We start from the raw sequence: 18,380 nt of genomic DNA on the forward strand, positions 1-18,380 counted from the left end.
TTGACGCCGAATAACAGGCATCACATGCGGTCATGGCGGAATTGGCAGACGCGCTGGCTTCAGGTGCCAGTGGTAGCAATACCGTGGAGGTTCGAGTCCTCTTGACCGCACCATACCTGCAAACAAGCCCTTCTTCGGAAGGGTTTTTTATTTTGTTCCATTTGCAGAACTGATAGTGGAAAAACAGACCCAAACTTTGTTTTCATTAATGACTAATCTCACTTGGTTTTGGAATTACCGTCAATTTTTTCGTGAAATAATAGAATTTTCGTGCTCCACTGGCAACGATGAAGTCTGAATAAAAACGGATATGATTCAAGCGGTGCCTTGGTCAATGTCATCAAGCAATAAAGCAAATTTCTTTAAATCGACAATTGCATTCAACTTGAGCAAAATATCCAAACCAAGAAGACCATTAATACGACCATGAGGATCAATCAGACCAAAGTCCAATTTTATTTCCTTTAAAGAAAAAGTTGTGCAGACTGCCGCCGACACCGTAGAAGGAATGCACATAGTCGTCAGACACGGCAAACAAGCCGATATCTTCGACCACGTCGGGCGAAAGAATCGTTTCCGCAGCGCCCGTGTCGATGACGATATTGTCAATGATTTTCCGGGAGCCTCTAAACTCAATTTCTATTGAAGTGAACAACAGACCGTCCCTATACACGATATTTATCATTGCTTCCTCTGAACCCGAATAGCGGCTTGATTTCGATTTCGATTTTTTCTTTGCCTGTGTGGTAGACAAGCACATCGTCTTTCGAGCGAACGAGTTCTCTGGTTGCGGTCTGCTCATCGTCAAAAGCTTGAATGACAGCGACATCCTCAACGTATCTGACCTGATTTTCAATATGGGATTTGAGAATTTGAAACTTTACGAAGCGATCGGGATACAACTGTCTAACCTCGTACCATTGCATGGCTAACACCTCCGAGCATTTGATAATTTGATCATAACATTTGACTACTGGACGTGCCACTCAATTGATTTTGTCCGGCTACTCCTCGAAAGCATCACAAAAAACTAGGTCGATCGGCTGAAATCCCTCGTCCCGATTTGGTTTGCAGTCGATAAACACCTATATAGAGTGAGCATTGAGCTCCAATATCAAGATTCAGGTTTTAGCGCGGCGGATCTATATAAGTTGAACAAAAGAAATTATCACTCAAAGCCGAATACACAAACGGTCAATAATGGCGTGAGGATGCTTCATGATTTCATTCATAAACTGCCCAACACGCAGACGAATTTCAGAAACAGTGGCATAAAACACATTATTGATCACACTGGATTTGAGCCACTTCCAGAGCCCTTCTACGATATTGAACTGGGGGCTGTATGGCGGTAAAAACACAAGTTCAAGCCGATTCTTTTGCTCTTCCAGAAAGGAACCAAGTAGCTTGGCATGATGAATTCGCGCATTATCCAACACGAGAACCAATTTCCCCGTTGGATAAGCCACAAGGACTTTTTGCAAGAAGGTAAGAAAGGTCTCTGCCGTATAGGCTTCATCTTCTTGCCAGACGATTTGCCCGGTTTCATAGTCAACAGTCGCCAAAAGCTTGACTCCGCGATGCTTACCTGTGGTGGGAATGATGCGCTGTTTACCTCGAAGAAACCAGGTTTTCTGAATGGCTTGCTAATCTCGGATCATTGATTCATCTTCGAATAGCAAGTGATCGATTTCCTCGTTCAATAGCTTTTTTTCAGTTCGGGAAAGGTGGTTTCGCTGAACTGACATTGCTTCTGAGGATCGGCGGCAGTGAGCGTGTAGGTTGGTTTCGTATAACTGAGCCCCAGTCGTTCCATGAACCTTGGACATGCCGCGAAGCGAGTACGAATGTCCCCATTCGCACTCCACGTATCCGGCAATGAGTTCAAGCGTCCAATTGTGCTTGGCTACAAATCCGACTTCATGAGGAACCCTGAAAGCGACGGTATGTTTCAACTGTTCCTGTTGTTCTTTCGTCATTCGAGTCGGGGCACCTGATGAATGCCTAAGTTGCAGGGCTGCCAGTCCACCGTTTTCGTAGGCATGAATATAACTGCTCACCGTCATTCGGTTTCGATCCAAAATGTCGGCAATCGCCGTCATGGAGTTCCCTTTCAAATGCAAATAGATCGCTTGATATCGTTCATACATTCGGCGTTCCTTGGCTTGTTTCATCGCTTTCGTTACGGTTTCTAGTTCTGTAAGCTGATCCATCGTACGCCCCACTTTGTCGGATTCTCGATCTATTTTTCTTTCGACAAATGGTTCGTTTTTCCTCGTTGTAAATTGCTAAGTATTTTGATTCAACTTATATAGCATTCAAAATACTTCGTTTGCTCCTAAATGGATAGTCGGTATTTCCGCAAACGGCATCTCATACTACCTAAACATCCTCTGAATGTAGGTCAAAAGCCGCTGCTATCGTTGTCTTTCGTCTTCAGAAATCTCCTAGAAAAATCATTCACTGAGGCTGAAGTTTTTTGTCGATCTATGAGACAAAGACGTTGTTGCTGGATCCAAATATTTAAGTGCAGAAGGGGAACCTCTTGCAATTATATGGAGTTATTTTTCTAATTATGGAGGGATGCACCAATTGCTGTCGAATTAATTTATTTTAGGTACGAAGACTTATTTTTAGAGTGAGGTGTGATGTGATGGAATGGGCTTTAGACGCTAATAAACAACATGTCCATGCATCGTCACCAAATGCAAATAAAGGAAAAAGTTATCTTTGTCCTCGATGTAAGAAAGATGCTTTTCTAAGGAAAGGTAAGAAACGGATTCCTCATTTTGCACATGTCTCGGGGCAGACCAATATAAATTGTGAGCTATACATTCCCCCAGTAATTTATGCAAGCCAAGTTGAGGGAAATAAGCCAGAAGACATTCCAATTAAAAAATTTTTAGAACTTTACATAAATGTAATAGAGAAACGGTGGACGCTAGATATAAAGATTCCCTTTACATTAGGACAGAATAATGGAAACGTCTCTCTTAAAATTCCTTTTGCTTGGGAAGGTGAGAGAACAGTACCGCTCAATTCGATACAAACAAATGGAAAGCGAGTTCGTATCCGATTACAATCGCATGATTACAGGATATTGATTAATGGACAAATTGATGCCGAATGGAAAAGACGACTTGAGCAGCCTGTGAGAGGATTAGATGATATAATCCCTACGATATTTCACTATTCTCGATTAAGTGGTCGAAGGGTGACAGAAAATCAACCGTTACAATGGGGGATGTCCTATGTTCTGGTATGGAGTAATAATACGATGAGACTTCTTCAGAACTTGCCAGTGAACTTAGCCTTTTCAAAACTGCAAGATCAAGGGAATTGGTCGGGAGTATTATTGAAACTGCCAGATTTTTATGATAACTATGTGGAGCAGTGGGTTGAAAAATATTTAAGTAGAAGCACTGTATACTCTTTACCAGAAATAAAATTAGTAACACCAATTCCAGAACGCCAGAACGACCAAGAAGCAAATGTAATATCCCCGACTACAGATGTGGTAATTGCTATCGTAGGTCAAGGGGGCTCAAAAAGATGGTCAGAGATTTCCATTGGGAGTTTGGAAGATAAAAAAAGGATACGTCATCTAGGAAATGGTGAAAATCCGATATTGCTATCAATCGGAAAGCTCCCCTTAGGGAAAACTGATATTTGGCTAGATGATGATGTAGATAGGGCTTTGAGGCTAATATGCATAGATAGTACAAAGAATATCCAGAAAATCAAGGGTGTTGTATTTCGAGGAATTAACAAAGTTGGTTGTGAAGAATCGTGTAGCTTACACAGTGCAGATGCTAAAAAATTCTTCAAAAAAATGCAATTAAACAAACTTAGATTAACTGACATAGACTTGCCGGACGGCGTAGATTTAAAAATAAAGGTTAGCGGCAATCAATCAGTAGAGTGGATAGTAAAGACAGATGGTGTGGAATCTTTTGAAAAAAAAGCTTCATTGCTAAATGAGTTATTAAGACAGGACAGCCAGTGTGTTTATATCGATGCAGGTGGTTTTGGAAAATTGGACATTTCACCCATTGATTTGACTGATGAAAAAAGATTATCTATGAGGCCCAAATGGCGCAAACAAATGAAGTGGATCATCTCAATGTTGCAGTCACAAAATAAACATGAAGAAGTCATGGTTCAATTGGAGATTGATAAAAAAGCATATGAATTTAAAACTCATAACTTGGATTATCAAGATCAAGCGCTTTTACAAAAACTTTTGAGAGTTCATTTAATCCCAATTTCGATGCTCCCTTATGTTAGATCGAGTATACACGAATATTTGGGAGCAATGACTGTTAAACAATACGATTTAAGTTGGGACTGATTAAAATGATGAAAATCATTCAATACCCGGAAGATAGACGGAAAGTGATCGTAGGTTACTCGCTGGAGGAACTCAAAGAGTTTTTTTATCAAATGCCATCGGCGATTCGATTAAGTGCAATAAAAAGGTTACCGAAACAAAATGGCTTTCGAGAAGGAAAGGACACGGATTATCGTCTTAATTTGTTTTTTAGAAGAATGAATCGGTGGAACGAAGCAGAGTGGGGCATTTTTTCGAAAATATGGTTGTCATGGACAGCTTCAAACGATCAATTCAGAAAATTGTTGAGTTTCCGAACGGGTGAGGAACTTGAGGATGTAATTGAAAAGATGATGAAGGATCCAGAAGAAAGTTCGCGTGTTTTAAGAAGCATTGTATCCGGTGAAATAACTCAAGAACTTATAAGATCTTGGTTGAAGTTTAGCCCTTTCTATATAGATATGGAAACATTATGGCTGGTTACTCTGGCTCCCACACAACATTACAGGAAACTGCAGAATAGATTAGACGCTCTGGAAGAGCAGATGGGAACAAACTTCAAAAATCAAGAAGATTTGTATAAGATGTTTTTCGAAACAACTCAAGGAAATCTATCGATGTTAAATAGCAGTATTGCTGAAATTCGGCGGGAGATCGAGGAGGTCACCGAAGTACAAAATGAGATCGCTCAAATTTCCAATGAATTCAAATTTATTGGAAATAAGACAGCAACTTTAAACGATGAAATGGATGTACTTTCGAATTTAATACCTAGCTTAGTATCTAATAATGAACATTTTAAGAAGCAATTAGAGTCTTTGGTTGAAAGAACCAATGAACACGAGCGATATTTTAATGATCTAAGTTCAAATTATTCGCGACTTGAAATTTCTCTCAACGAAATTAATTCGAATGAAGATATAACAAATAAAGCATGGGGAATGAGAGATATTCAACATGCCGCGGCAACCGAGAAAGTAGATTCGTTTATTGAAAGAAACATCGTTTTCCAAGGAGAACCGACCAAACTCTCAAGTATAGAGAGTATAGCATCACATTTGAAAAATAACTTTAACAGGCTGGGGATCAAATTAGCTGATGCGAAGTCAGTTTCTTTTGAAGTACTTTGTGCAGTCTTGTCTAATCAATTTGTTATGTTCAGTGGTTCGATGAGCATGATAGTTGCTGAATATTGTGCCGCCAGTTTAAGTAGTCATGCTATCAAAATAATAAAAGTTCCGATTGGTAAAACAGGAGAGCTTGTTTCTGAAGAACGAATTGAATCTTGGCTAAATGAGACCAGAGCAAGTGGTCTTCCTCTTGTCGTTATTTTTGATGGTATTAATCGCTCTGCATTCGAAATATATGGTTCACATTTGAAAAAGTATATTTCTGAACGCATAGTAGGACTGCGAAAAGAATATGTGCCGATAATTTTCTTGGCTACTCTGTTAGAGGGGGCTTCAGTTTTAGGGCTGAGTAAGGAACTTCTGGATATCGGTCCTGTATTTAATACTGATTATCTCGGATGGAGCTATAAGAGTACAACTCCGTCCATACCTGGAGAGATTGACCCTTGTCTATTAACAAGAAGTGAGATAGAAATAAATGACTACCTAGAATTGGAAGATTTATTGCCCAATGGAATAATTGAACATGGTAGTGTACTTTGGCGTAAAACTTTAGCTGTCACATACAAAACAATGATCGAAATAAATCCCTCTTTCGATTTTACATCCGTTAATTTTGGGTGGCTAATACCAATGACGATGCTGCAATTACCAGATCATGTGGAACAGTTATTTGATGAAGTCGAACTAGATGAGCGAAGTAAAGCACTCATAAAAAATATGACAGCGGAAGTGTAATGAACTTGAACATCCCACGATTGTTAAACCAAAAGGATATTATAGATCTGATCTTTTCGAATAAGATTGTCATAGTTCCTGAAAATGTTGAGTTTCAAAGAGAAATTTTTTTGGCAGAGTATTGGAGGCATCTCTTGTACGAACTGGCTATAGATGGTGAAGAAGAGCGCGTAAACCCAGTTCATTTTCGCAGACTGAAAAACGTTTTGAATAAATATCTTGACTCAATATGGCCTGAGTTAAAGCAAAATAATGATGGTGATAGCCCGCAAAACGTCAATGATGTTATAAGCCCAGTTCGAAATAGTCTGATACAACTTGGTGATACCATTCGATTGCCTAATGGATATTATTTTCCTGCTCCATTGCGACTAGTGAAACTATTGGGAAGTCAGTATACAGCAATTATTGGAGGGCTCTCAACTGAAGCAATCCAGCACTTTTTAGCTGATGTTAGAATTGCTGGACATGGAAGGATAATTGAAAATCAAAAAATACCTGATTCGATAAAGGAAGATGGTGCGTGGTGGCAGGACTATTCTAACTGGCTGGGGTGGATTCCTGAGAATTTAGAGGAGTGGATAATTAAACAAATTGGACTGTTGTCCTCGTCTGGTAGCCAAAGCGTTCAAGATTTCGAGGAGTTTGAAGTATACAATACCTCTCGGCAACTCGGGAATCGCGACCGTTATTCTTGGATACCCCCCAATTTAATTCTTGCGCAACAAGAATCGGGGGCTTGGCTTTGCAAGACAACTGGGTCAACCCGTTACTTTCTAGGGGAATTCAAACGTGGACGGTTAGCAAGAGAACGAACGATCACAGATAAAGAAACAGTTCGTTGGTTGATGCTTGGACTTCTCGTATATCATGGCTCATCTCCAAAGGCACAATGGAATAATTTCTATTTGAAAGTAGTTCCCCCTATTCCAAAAGCTATTGAAAGTCATGTTTTGATCTTTTCTTTTAAGAAAAATGCATTTGAATATTATGTCCCGGAACAATTCCAAAATCATATTGAACAATTAATAAAATCGTACGGCTATAGATTTCTTGAACAGAAGGAGTGACTAAATTATGAATGATACATATGGAGCATTCCATGTTTCAAAAATTCTTCATGAAACTTTACGGTCATACCTTGAGTCGGCATATCACATAAAAAACAATAGCCTAATCAAAGAACGATCGAATTTATTAAACGTATTAGGACAAATAAGCCAAGAACCGTACATAGAAGCAACGCCTAGTTATGAGCTCGGGCCAACATATGAGTCCCTAGATATCCCTGAACCAGCAAAGGATATTTTAGCACAAGTTTCAAAGTTAGATCATCCTGGTGTAGGTGTTTTTTCAAGGCCATATACGCACCAAGCAAACGCGTTGGAGCTCTTTCTAAATAAGGGGAAAGATATTATTGTTGCTACAGGAACGGGCTCAGGGAAAACAGAAAGTTTTTTAATGCCAATCCTGGGTTCTTTAGCGATAGAGGCAACTGAACGGCCGAATGTGGCCTCAATGTTAGGGTGTCGTGCAATCTTACTTTATCCAATGAATGCTTTGGTTAATGATCAACTTGGTCGAATTAGAAAATTATTTGGTGATGAACGAGTTGCTGGCTATTTGAAAAAAGGTCGTACGAGAAATGTTATGTTTGGCTCGTATACTTCGAAGACTCCGTATCCCGGAGAACCTAAAGCTGGGAAGACAACGGCACATATTGAACCAATGTTTGAAAAATTTTATTTGAAGTATGCTGGAAATATGGAGAAGGTTAAAGAATTGAAAGCAAAGGGGAAATGGCCTAGCAAAGACCTTATCAAGTTCTACGCCAAGGAGATGGAGCAACAAGAGATATATAAAACAGGCAAGCGTCAAGGGAAGCCGAGAGTCATAAGGAATTGGAGCCAACGACTTAAAACCCAACCTAACGATAGGGAAATGTTAACCCGGCACGAAATGCAAGAATCTTGCCCGGACATACTGATTACTAACTATTCGATGCTAGAATACATGTTGATGCGTCCTATCGAACGTAAAATTTTTCAACAGACAAAAACTTGGCTGGAAGCTGATGTAAACAATAAATTGATTTTAATTCTAGATGAAGCACATATGTATCGCGGAACTGGCGGGGCAGAGGTAGCTTTTCTTATTAGACGACTAATGGCTCGTTTGGGGATTGAGCGTGACCGGCTTCAATGTATATTAACAAGTGCAAGTTTGGGGAAGAGTGAGGAAGATAAAAGATCAATAATTAATTTTGCAAGTGAACTAACGGGGGTAATTGCTAAGACTAAAAGACAGTTTGAACTAATTACTGGCGATCTTGAAGCGCGATTCGGGGCTGCCGAAGGAAAAGAGGAAGAAGCAGAGGCGCTTTCAAGTTTGAATTTATCAGTTATTCAAAATACAATGGTTGAACTTGATTCAGCAATTGATTCATTTAATTTAGTGGCTAAAAGACTGAATTGGGCAGTTTTTAAAGGTGAGGGGTTAGATAAGTTTTCGAACCATATTTTTAATCAACTTACTGGTTGGGGATCGGCCGAACAAATGATTAAGGTCTTAAGCGGAAATGCTATTCCGTTGCGGCAATTGTCCCAGTCACTTTTTCCAAATGCGGAAGATAGTGTGGCTCGTAAAGCTACGGAGGCAATGTTAGCTTTAGGCACTTTGGCTAGAAGAAAATCGGATGGTAGAGTGTTTTTGCCTACTAGGCTGCATTTGTTTTTTAGGGGAGTTCCTGGACTTTATGCGTGCACAAATAAGAACTGTGAGAACCGCTTAAATAAAGAAGCTGAAGACGCCATTCTTGGTCGGTTACATGCAGTGGCTATGCTGAATTGTACTTGTGAGAAAAAAGCAAGAGTGTATAAGTTGTTGACCCACAGAGACTGCGGAACAGCGTTTATAGAAGGATATACTTACGGTGATGAGGGCGATTTTTTATTACATGAATCTACAAATGTGATAGGCACAAATGATGAAGTGCAGGATCGATTATACAAAATTCAATTGCTAGTGGATGGGAATCCAAACGAGAGGGATATTCAAAATTGTATTCCTGTTTTCCTGGACATAACTACTGGTAAATTATTTAATTCGGAGCCACCCAAACTGGATGGATTTCTCAAAGCATTCAAACCACTAAGCAATTCTGGAGGTGGAGATCGGGTTTTTCATCATTGTCCAGTGTGTCTTAAAAAGTGGAAGAAAAATAGAAGCAAAATAATGGATCTCGCAACAAAAGGTGAGGCCCCGTTTGCAAATCTCGTAAAGGCTCAGTTGTTTAACCAACCGCCACAGCGTGTAGAGAGTAGTGGGTATCCAAACGGCGGTAGAAAAGTATTATTATTTTCTGATGGTCGACAAAAAGCAGCTCGTTTAGCAAGAGACATTCCAAGAGAGGTAGAATGGGATACATTTAGGCAGACTATTGTTCTGGCCGCAGTTCGATATAAAGAAATTTGTAATAGAGATCCCAAAATAAATAATGCATTGTACAGTGCTTTTGTTTCTGTTGTTTCCGAGTTTAATCTCCAATTTTTTGATGGAGATGATAGGAAAACATTGCTACGTGATGTTCGTGACTTTAAAGAGGAGTATGCGGATTCATTAAGAGTTGCTATTGAAGAGCAATGGGGGGGACGGCCATCATCAAGCTACTATAAGGCAATTTTACGACAACTATGTAACAAAGAATACTCTTTACGAGCGGCGACCGTCGGTTATCTTAAACCTTCAAGTTTAGCGTTTGAAAAGCTAGAGAAAGAAATAATGGCGATTACAGACAAGATTACTCCTTCTAATATCGAAGCACTAGTTAATTATTTTATCGAAGAAATATTAGATGATTATGCATTCGAGTTAGAGAGTGTTATATCTGCTTCGGTAAGGCGTAAAGCTGCAGGATATCCACAAAGTTCTTGGACTAGCTCAGGGAAAATAGGAGATAATCAGCGATATATTTTAGAGACTCACTTCAATTGTACCAGTGACGAAATTACGAACATTCAAGAAATATTACGGAAAAGGCTTTGTCACAAAATTGGAGATGCATATGTCATTGACAGTAATGACGTGGTTTTGAGTATTAACACTGACGTAGAATGGTACAAATGTAATAGTTGTACATTTCTTTCGCCTGTGAAATTAGGGGGATATTGCATAAATTGCGGAAGCACTAATATTGTAATCCTGAATCCAGAAACCCACGAATATATTCAGGCGCGAAAAGGTTTTTTAAGAACACCGGTCGTGATGTCTATTAGGGGAGAAAATCGTCCGAAATACGTGACTGCCGAAGAACATACAGCGCAGCTTTCACACAAAGACGCTGGTGAAATTTTTGCCTCGACCGAAATGTATGAGCTTCGTTTTCAGGATGTAAAGTTAGATCAGGAAGATGAACTAGAAGACAGTTCTGTTGATATTTTGAGTTGCACCACTACGATGGAGGTTGGAATTGATATTGGATCACTAGTTGCCGTTGGTTTGCGTAATGTTCCGCCTCAACGTGAAAACTATCAGCAAAGGGCGGGAAGAGCTGGACGCCGAGGTTCTTCACTGTCTACTGTAATTACATACGCTGAAGGTGCGCCTCATGATAGTTTTTATTTTCAGAACCCTGTAAAAATTGTGTCTGGTGCGCCACGGCTTCCTATGATCAAGATTAACAATATCAAAATTGCTAAAAGACATGTATTTGCGTTTTTGTTTCAAACTTTTTTTCACGAGATGATAGATAGAAATGAGTTGAAAATTGATAAAAACAAAAGTCTATTGGCCGCTCTGGGATCAGTTACAGAGTTTTTTGATGAGGAGACTGATAGTGAGTTTAGAAAATCGAGATTCATCGAGTGGATTAGGCAAGGGCTCTATCAGCCATCTGCTCCTTTAGTGAAAAGGATAATTGAATGGCTTCCAGAAAATATTGCTACCGACCAATTCGCGTGTGTACTCGGTTTTATAGATGAACTAATAGAAAAGCTTAATTCAGTTGTACTTAATACTTCATCTAAAGAAAATGAAGTTGATGAAGAGACGGACGACGATGAAGGGGAGATTGACCTTAGTTCAAGCAGAGACGAATTGCTAACGTTTTTATTTGATGAAGGTTTTTTACCTAGCTATGCTTTCCCTACAAGTCTATGTAGTTTCCCGATTGAAGAGAAGCGAGAAAAAGGAAAAAATAGTTACAAGGTAGTTACTAAAGAGTTACCGCAACAGTCAATTGATCAAGCCCTGAGTGAATATGCTCCAGGCCGACTTGTAGTCATTGACAAAAAAACATATCGATCAGGAGGAATTACTGCGAATGCTGCTAAGGTGACTGAAGCTGATCGTGCAGCGAAGCTCTTTCAGCATAATCTCCGTAAATATGTATCTTGTAGGCGCTGTACTTTCGTTCGGGATATAGATGAATCTCTTAAAACAGAAAGCGATGAATGCCCTGTATGTCAGGGTCAACTTGATAGAGGTGAGTTGTTAATTCCAGAGGTATTCCTCCCAGAAAAGGGAGCACCTATTATAGAAGGTGATGATGAACAGGAATTAACTTATGCAACAACAGCGCAATTTCCTCTCCCATTATCTGAAGATGATATGGGAGGTTGGAGGAAAATTAGTAATAGACTATTAACGGTCCAAGCAAAGGATCGACGACTTGTCACAATAAATAAAGGTAATGATGAAAGTAATGCAGGCTTTTATGTATGTGAGAAATGTGGAGATGCTAAGGTTGTAGATCCGGAAGAGAAACCGCCCACTGGATCACATGATCGCCCCTATTACGTTGAGCCGGTATTTGGGGTGACTGTACCATCGAGATGTCAAGGTACGTTTAAAAGAGTATTTCTCGGACACCATTTTAAGAGTGATTTATTACTTTTACGGTTAAACATTGAAGAACCATTCGTTCGAACTGTAAATCAAAACATTTCAAATCATATATTAAATGATGCACTAAGGACTGTATCAGAGGCTCTTTCATTGGCAGCAAGTCGGGAATTAGATATTGATCCTGCTGAGTTTAAGTCCGGCTACAGACTTGTAAAGCTTGACCCCAGCGAAACGCTGAGGGTGGATATTTATATGTTTGATTCACTGGCAGGTGGTGCTGGGTATGCAGAACAGACAGGTCAGAATCTGAGCGTTGTTTTGAACAAGGCACTTGAGTTGTTGGAAAATTGCACGCAAGGATGTGATCGTTCTTGCACAGATTGTATTCGTCATTATCAAAATCGGTATTGGCACTCACATTTGGATCGTCATTTAGGAGCTCAACTATTACGTTATATGGTAGGCTCGGGAATACCGGACATTTCAAATATAGAGAGCCAAAGTGAATCTCTCGAACCACTTATCCGGCTGTTGGAATTAGAAAGCTACACTTGTGAAGCCAATATGAGTTATAATGGTGTACAGGTACCTTGGATAGTTAGTAGGCACGGACGCCATATTGTAATTGGGACGTTCCCGAGTTTAATTGATGAAACTGACGCCGTGAAGCTCCATCCCCTAGCTAAACACTTTTTAGAAGAGCAATTGTTTCTGGCTAATGAATTTTTAATAAGTCGTAATTTGTCTTTAGTGTACAAACAGTTTAAAGAGAAATTTTGAACAAAAGTTTGATTATCAAAATAATTAGGCACCTCCGAAAGGTGGGAGGTGCCATTTTATTATGAAAACCAGGGTGAATAGAAATATGATAGATGGGAAGCCGGCAGTTCATCCATTATTATCGCAAGAATACTTAAATCGATTAAATAATGTACTGGAGATTGCACAGAATATTCCGGTTAGTCGAGAAAGGGCTACATGGATATCGAACAATATTCCAGTCCCGAATAATGAAGAAATAGATGTAATGCGCTATCGTAGCTTATTGTTGTTATTTAGGGATTTGTTTTTACAAGGATGGGAACTAACTATAAATAATGGGGTTACAAGTATTCAACATCCGGTTACACCAGAAAATATTGAAACAAAACAATGGTATAGAAGGGCACTTCTACACGAAAGAAATAAACAATTAGAGAGCGAGTCATTGAATAAATTTATAACAAAGATGGAGAAAGAACGCAAGTATAAAGGGAAAACTGTCTCAATAAAAAATATAATATCGCCTGTGGAAGAGCTTCTTGGACTGATTCAGGAAAGAGGGGCTAATGCAGTACAACCTTATCTTCAAATCATTCAGTCCAGTTTAGATAGAGATGAAAAGACTGGATTAAGACTGCTTGATATTTGGAGATATTTTCGATTGACATGGACGTTACCACATAAGCCGACTCCCGGCAGGAACATGTTTATTTTGGTTAGAGATTTAGCTCAAGAGCACCATCCGGTGATAGGTATAGCGGCTTTGGGAAGCAGCATCGTACAAATCACTTGTCGGGATAATGAAATAGGATGGACAACAGAGGGTTTGAGAGAACGAGTAGATACTATGAATGAAAATGAAGCTCGAATAACGATCAATTCCCTAACTCAATCCATTATAGATTCGATATCAGAAATTGAATATCGAGATTTACTTCATGAAAACATAGATTTATTAAATGTTAAGAAATACATGCAGCTATTGGATGGTTTCTTGGAGAGGGAAAAAAGTCCCTCCCCTTCACCGCCAAGAGTTACATCAAACGCAGATGCTACTATTTGGAGGGACGTATGTTTTAGTCCATTTTACCGAAAAAAAAGAGCAAAAACACTTTTAAAGCTTTTTAAAGCACAAGTATTTTTTAATAACCTAAACATAGATGAACCATTGGCTGCACTACAGCAACTTTTAATGACTTCTAGCGGACGTTCAGTGATTTCTACCGCACTTCAGTCTAATAAGAGAGAAAAAATTGGCGCTAATATGATGGACATTATTGTATGTGGAGCAGTTCCACCATACAATTTTTTGCTTGGTGGGAAGCTGACTTCATTGTTAATGATGAGTCCTCAAATATTAAGAGCTTATGAAGAAAAATATAAACGGCAGGTTTCGGTTATTGCTTCAGCTATGAAAGGAGAGCCTGTAGTAAAGCAATCACATCTGGTTTTTCTAGGAACAACCAGCCTATATGAAACGGGGAGCAGTCAATATAACCGACTGCATATCCCAGTGAGTGCACTTGGAGAAAATACTCCTTTTTGTAAAATCGGCTTTGAATCGCTAGGTGTAACTAAGGGCTTTGGAACTGTTTACATATCGGATGAAACCGTGAATGCATTTTCAGAGTTAACCACTAAGGTGTACGGTAGACGTATCGTAAACAATACTTTCGGTGAAGGAACCAGTCCACGAATGCGGTTAATCAGAGCTGGATTGGATGTACTTGGACTCCCATCTGATCACTTGTTAAATCATAATTTTAAGCGAATAGTATACGGGATAAAATTAGCGGGAAACGCCTATGAATATTTGCGAGGGGAAGAGGATACCCCAAGCTATTATTTAAACCAAACAGATCCACTCCACATGACAGAAAAGATCTGTACATTTTGGAGGGAACGCTGGCTATCAATGAGAATACAAAATCCAAATATTATTGAACAGATCCGAGAATTCGATATTGAAAAATTTTTGTTGGGGAGAGAAAGTGCTCGAGAACAGTAATGGGTGGGATTTGCTTCGGGGTATAGAATTCATAAAGGATATAATCAGCAGTTTGGCTTAGGTCTGTTGATTCTCCAATAAAGGTATTTAATTTGAAAGAGTTCCCTCACTTTTACGATTGCTCCGCTAAAATTTGTCGATGGTAGTGGAGCAGGGTTGATTAGAGTGCCGTTCTCTCCGAGTTCTCTCAAACGTGCAATTTTGGTTACTTTTTGATGATTTCCCGAGATGCCCTGTGGTACTAAGGAAAGGCAGCGCGAAACGCCAGAAGTCCTTGATTTTATAGGCTTTCTGCGGTTTTTGGTTCCCCTAAAGGGATGTAGATTCCGCGCGGTTCCCTTTACCGAGCTAGGTTCAGGTGCCAGTGGTAGCAATACCGTGGAGGTTCGAGTCCTCTCGACCGCACCATACCCACAAACAAGCCCTTCTTCGGAAGGGTTTTTATTTTGTGTTTTAACATGGAATCGTATGAACGTCATAATGGGGCATGGGCGGCGCTTGCATCAGAACAGTTGAGGGATAAACTGCTCTCAATTTGTCCCGGAAAAAGGATTTGGAAGTGAACCAATCAAAGTCGATGGATTCGCGATGCCCAAGCAGCAAGGCCAATGCGGTTCCCCTGAGTATTTCGGTGCCGGAGAGCCATTGAGTTAATGAGTGAGAGCCACCGTGTTAACGAAATAGAGCCACGATGTTAATCGCGGGAGCCACCCCCGGTTTTCTCCTTTAAAATGGATGGATGCGTGTCCGAAATCGGAACGCAAATATCCAGCGGGAGGTCCCCGAATGACCAAGTATCGAGACATCCTACGGCTGAGCAGCATGGGGCTCAGCCAGCGGAGCATTGCATCAAGCTGTCAGTGCTCGCGAAACACCGTCTCTGAGGTTGAACCGTGCGATGGAAAAGGAGCTGGCGTGGCCGTTGCCAGAAGATGTGGCGGACGACGATCTGCAGTATCTGTTATTCCCCGAGAAAGCACAAGCCTCTTCACGCAAGATCCCGGATTGCGAATATCTTCATCGGGAATTGGCGAAGAGCGGCGTTACGCTTAGCTTGCTGTGGCATGAGTATTGTGAGACATGTCGGCTTAGTCGCGAAATCCCCTTGAAGTATACCCAGTTCTGCAATTACTATCGAAAGTACGCCGCCACCACAAAAGCGACGATGCATATCCAGCGAAAGCCTGGTGAGCAGATGGAGGTGGATTGGGCTGGGCAAACCGCGACGATCGTGGATGCCAAAACAGGCGAGATTCTGCCAGTGTACATCTTCGTCGCTGCGCTCTCCAGCAGCCAGTATACCTATGTGGAAGGCTTTCTGTCCCAGAGTCAGGAAAGCTGGACGACTGCCCACATCCATGCGTTTGCACACTTCGGCGGCGTGACGAAAATCCTCGTGCCGGACAATCTCAAGACCGGCGTTGAAAAATCCTCCTGGTATTCTCCCGTTATTAACAAGACGTATCATGAAATGGCGGAGCACTACGGTACGGCTGTCATCCCTGTCCGTGTACGCAAACCCAAGGACAAAGCCAGCGTCGAAGGAACAGTCGGAAACGTCTCCACATGGATTCTGGCTGCTTTACGCCAACAGACCTTCTTCACATTGGCGGAGCTGAACGCGGCCATTTTCGAGAAACTGACGGCATTCAATAAACGACCGTTTCAGAAAAGACCGGGCAGCCGGCTGAGCGCGTTCCTGGACGAGGAGAAACACACGCTCTTGCCGTTGCCCTCTTCTGCGTACGAAAGCGCCACCTGGAAAGTGGCTACCGTACAGTTCAATTATCACATAGCCGTAGACAAGATGCACTACAGCGTACCGTACGAATACATCAAGCACAAAGTGGACGTTCGCATCACACGCGGCGTGATCGAAGTGTTTTACAACCACCATCGGATCTGTTCGCATCCGCGGCTTTATGGTCGACCAGGGCAATATCATACGCTGGCCGATCACATGCCCGACAAACATAAGCAGTATGCACAATGGAATGCCGAGCGCTTCATTGCTTGGGCGGAGCAGGTTGGCCCAAGCACCGCTGTAGTCATCCGCGCCATTTTGACCAGACACCGGGTTGAACAACAAGGCTACAAAGCCTGTATGGGCGTGCTGAAGCTCGCAGATCGGTATTCGCTCGTTCGCGTTGAAGCGGCCTGTACCAAAGCGCTTGGCTACACCCCGAATCCTGGTTTTAAACACATCAGCACCATTCTGAAGTCCGGTCAAGACCGGGCAGTGAATGAACAAGCCGCAACGATTGAGGCAGAAACGACTACGCGTACCGCAAGCCCACACGGCTTTACGCGCGGCGCGAGCTACTACGGGAGGAAACAATAATCATGGTTAACGAAACGACAGTCAGCATGCTCATCAGTATGAAGCTCAGCGTCATGGCCGAGCAATTCCGAGAACAGCTGCAACAGCCATCTTTTAACACGCTATCTTTCGAGGAGCGACTTGGCCTTCTTGTCGATGCGGAGTGGATCAGGCGAAAAAACAATCATCTAGATAAGCTCATTAAAAAAGCAACACTTCGCTATCCCAATGCTTGCGTTGAAGATATCGAGTACCATGCCGATCGACGTCTGGATCAAGGCCAGATGTTGCGGCTGTCCACCGGCACCTTTGTACACGAGAAGCACAACGTGATCCTAATGGGCGCTTCCGGCGCCGGGAAAACCTACATCGGTTGCGCACTGGGCATGACCGCATGCCGACAGTAAATATGTTCGGCTGCCGGAACTATTGACCGATTTGGCTGTCGCTCGCGGCGAGGGCACGTACAAGAAAGTGATCGCCCAGTACAAGAAGATCAGCCTGCTCATCCTTGATGAGTGGTTGCTCGTTTCACTCACGGCTACCGAATCCCGAGACCTTCTTGAAATCATCGAGGCACGCCATCAAAACGTCTCTACGATTTTTATCTCGCAGTTTGCGCCGGAAGGCTGGCACGAGAAGATCAGCGAGCAGACAATGGCGGATGCCATCCTCGATCGCATCGTTCATAATTCGCACCACATATTGATCGACGGCGAGGATTCTATGCGCAAGCGAAAAGGCATTTCGTCGTAAATTGCACGACGGAGCCACTTCACATGAGGTGGCTCTGCCCATTAACACGGTGGCTCTATTTCATTAACATCGTGGCTCTCACTCATTAACTCAGCGGCTTCGCCGTACTGAAATATTCAGGAAGCGTTTGAAAGAATATACCGCGCATTTGAGGGATTGTAAAAATCATACTGTAAAACAAAACCGATGCGGCAGCTTTTAGGCATTTTGCGCATCGGTTATTTATTTTCACGAGCCTGCTTTGTGCGCTAATATCTGTGAAATGACGGTTTTATTCTCAAGCGTTATTTTTGACATAGGAGACAAGCAGGGATAGCTGCTTCAAGAACAAGACTATCATTGAAAATAATTCTGACACGCTTGATTCACCCCCATGAAGTGATGAGTCGCCCTACTTTAACGCTAACGCTGGGCCAATATCTCATGTATATGTGGATAGAAGCCCAGGCGTGCCTGTACGTTGAGGAAAAGAACGAGCAGGGAGAGGGCTGA

8 protein-coding genes, 2 tRNA genes and 2 pseudogenes are annotated in these 18,380 nt (G+C 41.6%); 9 read left to right on the forward strand and 3 right to left on the reverse strand.

Annotated elements, in window-relative coordinates:
• Positions 1 to 26: 26 nt before the first annotated feature.
• A tRNA-Leu gene (locus tag ACFFT4_RS12345) sits at positions 27 to 113 on the forward strand.
• Between the two features lie 320 nt (positions 114 to 433).
• Here ACFFT4_RS12345 and ACFFT4_RS12350 read toward each other — a convergent pair.
• The 3 genes and pseudogenes from ACFFT4_RS12350 to ACFFT4_RS12360 form a co-directional block, all read right to left on the reverse strand.
• Positions 434 to 685, reverse strand: coding sequence for a hypothetical protein (locus ACFFT4_RS12350; protein ID WP_378048025.1), 252 nt, complete (start codon positions 683 to 685; stop codon positions 434 to 436).
• A complete protein-coding gene (locus tag ACFFT4_RS12355; RefSeq protein WP_378048027.1) occupies positions 666 to 926 on the reverse strand; it encodes a hypothetical protein in 261 nt (86 codons plus the stop codon). Before ACFFT4_RS12355 ends, ACFFT4_RS12350 begins: the two co-directional genes overlap by 20 nt.
• Before the next feature lie 246 nt (positions 927 to 1,172).
• Positions 1,173 to 2,213, reverse strand: a pseudogene (locus ACFFT4_RS12360) (IS630 family transposase).
• A 440-nt stretch (positions 2,214 to 2,653) separates the two neighbouring features.
• On the opposite strand from ACFFT4_RS12360, the gene ACFFT4_RS12365 reads away from it, so the two are divergent.
• The 8 genes and pseudogenes from ACFFT4_RS12365 (at position 2,654) to istB (ending at position 17,888) form a co-directional block, all read left to right on the forward strand.
• Complete coding sequence (locus ACFFT4_RS12365) at positions 2,654 to 4,351, forward strand: competence protein CoiA family protein (protein WP_378048029.1); 1,698 nt, start codon at positions 2,654 to 2,656, stop codon at positions 4,349 to 4,351.
• Between the two features lie 5 nt (positions 4,352 to 4,356).
• Entirely contained in the window at positions 4,357 to 6,198 is a 1,842-nt protein-coding gene (locus ACFFT4_RS12370) for a hypothetical protein (protein WP_378048031.1), read from the forward strand.
• A gap of 134 nt (positions 6,199 to 6,332) precedes the next feature.
• On the forward strand, positions 6,333 to 7,268 hold the full coding sequence (gene druD, locus ACFFT4_RS12375; RefSeq protein WP_378048032.1) for a Druantia-type antiviral defence protein DruD: 936 nt from the start codon (positions 6,333 to 6,335) through the stop codon (positions 7,266 to 7,268).
• A gap of 7 nt (positions 7,269 to 7,275) precedes the next feature.
• The gene (locus ACFFT4_RS12380) at positions 7,276 to 12,822 is read left to right on the forward strand and encodes a DEAD/DEAH box helicase family protein (protein WP_378048034.1); all 5,547 of its coding nucleotides are present in this window, start codon (positions 7,276 to 7,278) and stop codon (positions 12,820 to 12,822) included.
• A gap of 61 nt (positions 12,823 to 12,883) precedes the next feature.
• Positions 12,884 to 14,812: a Druantia anti-phage system protein DruA gene (locus ACFFT4_RS12385; protein ID WP_378048037.1), complete on the forward strand. Its 1,929-nt coding sequence runs from the start codon at positions 12,884 to 12,886 to the stop codon at positions 14,810 to 14,812.
• 330 nt (positions 14,813 to 15,142) lie between these two features.
• Positions 15,143 to 15,220: transfer RNA gene (locus ACFFT4_RS12390), tRNA-OTHER, on the forward strand.
• A gap of 490 nt (positions 15,221 to 15,710) precedes the next feature.
• The gene (gene istA / locus ACFFT4_RS12395) at positions 15,711 to 17,153 is read left to right on the forward strand and encodes an IS21 family transposase (protein WP_378048039.1); all 1,443 of its coding nucleotides are present in this window, start codon (positions 15,711 to 15,713) and stop codon (positions 17,151 to 17,153) included.
• A 2-nt stretch (positions 17,154 to 17,155) separates the two neighbouring features.
• Positions 17,156 to 17,888, forward strand: a pseudogene (istB, locus tag ACFFT4_RS35375) (IS21-like element helper ATPase IstB).
• Positions 17,889 to 18,380: the final 492 nt, after the last annotated feature.

Origin of the sequence: Cohnella cellulosilytica (assembly GCF_042431195.1) — a bacterium.
In the GTDB taxonomy this organism is placed as follows: domain Bacteria; phylum Bacillota; class Bacilli; order Paenibacillales; family Paenibacillaceae; genus Cohnella; species Cohnella cellulosilytica.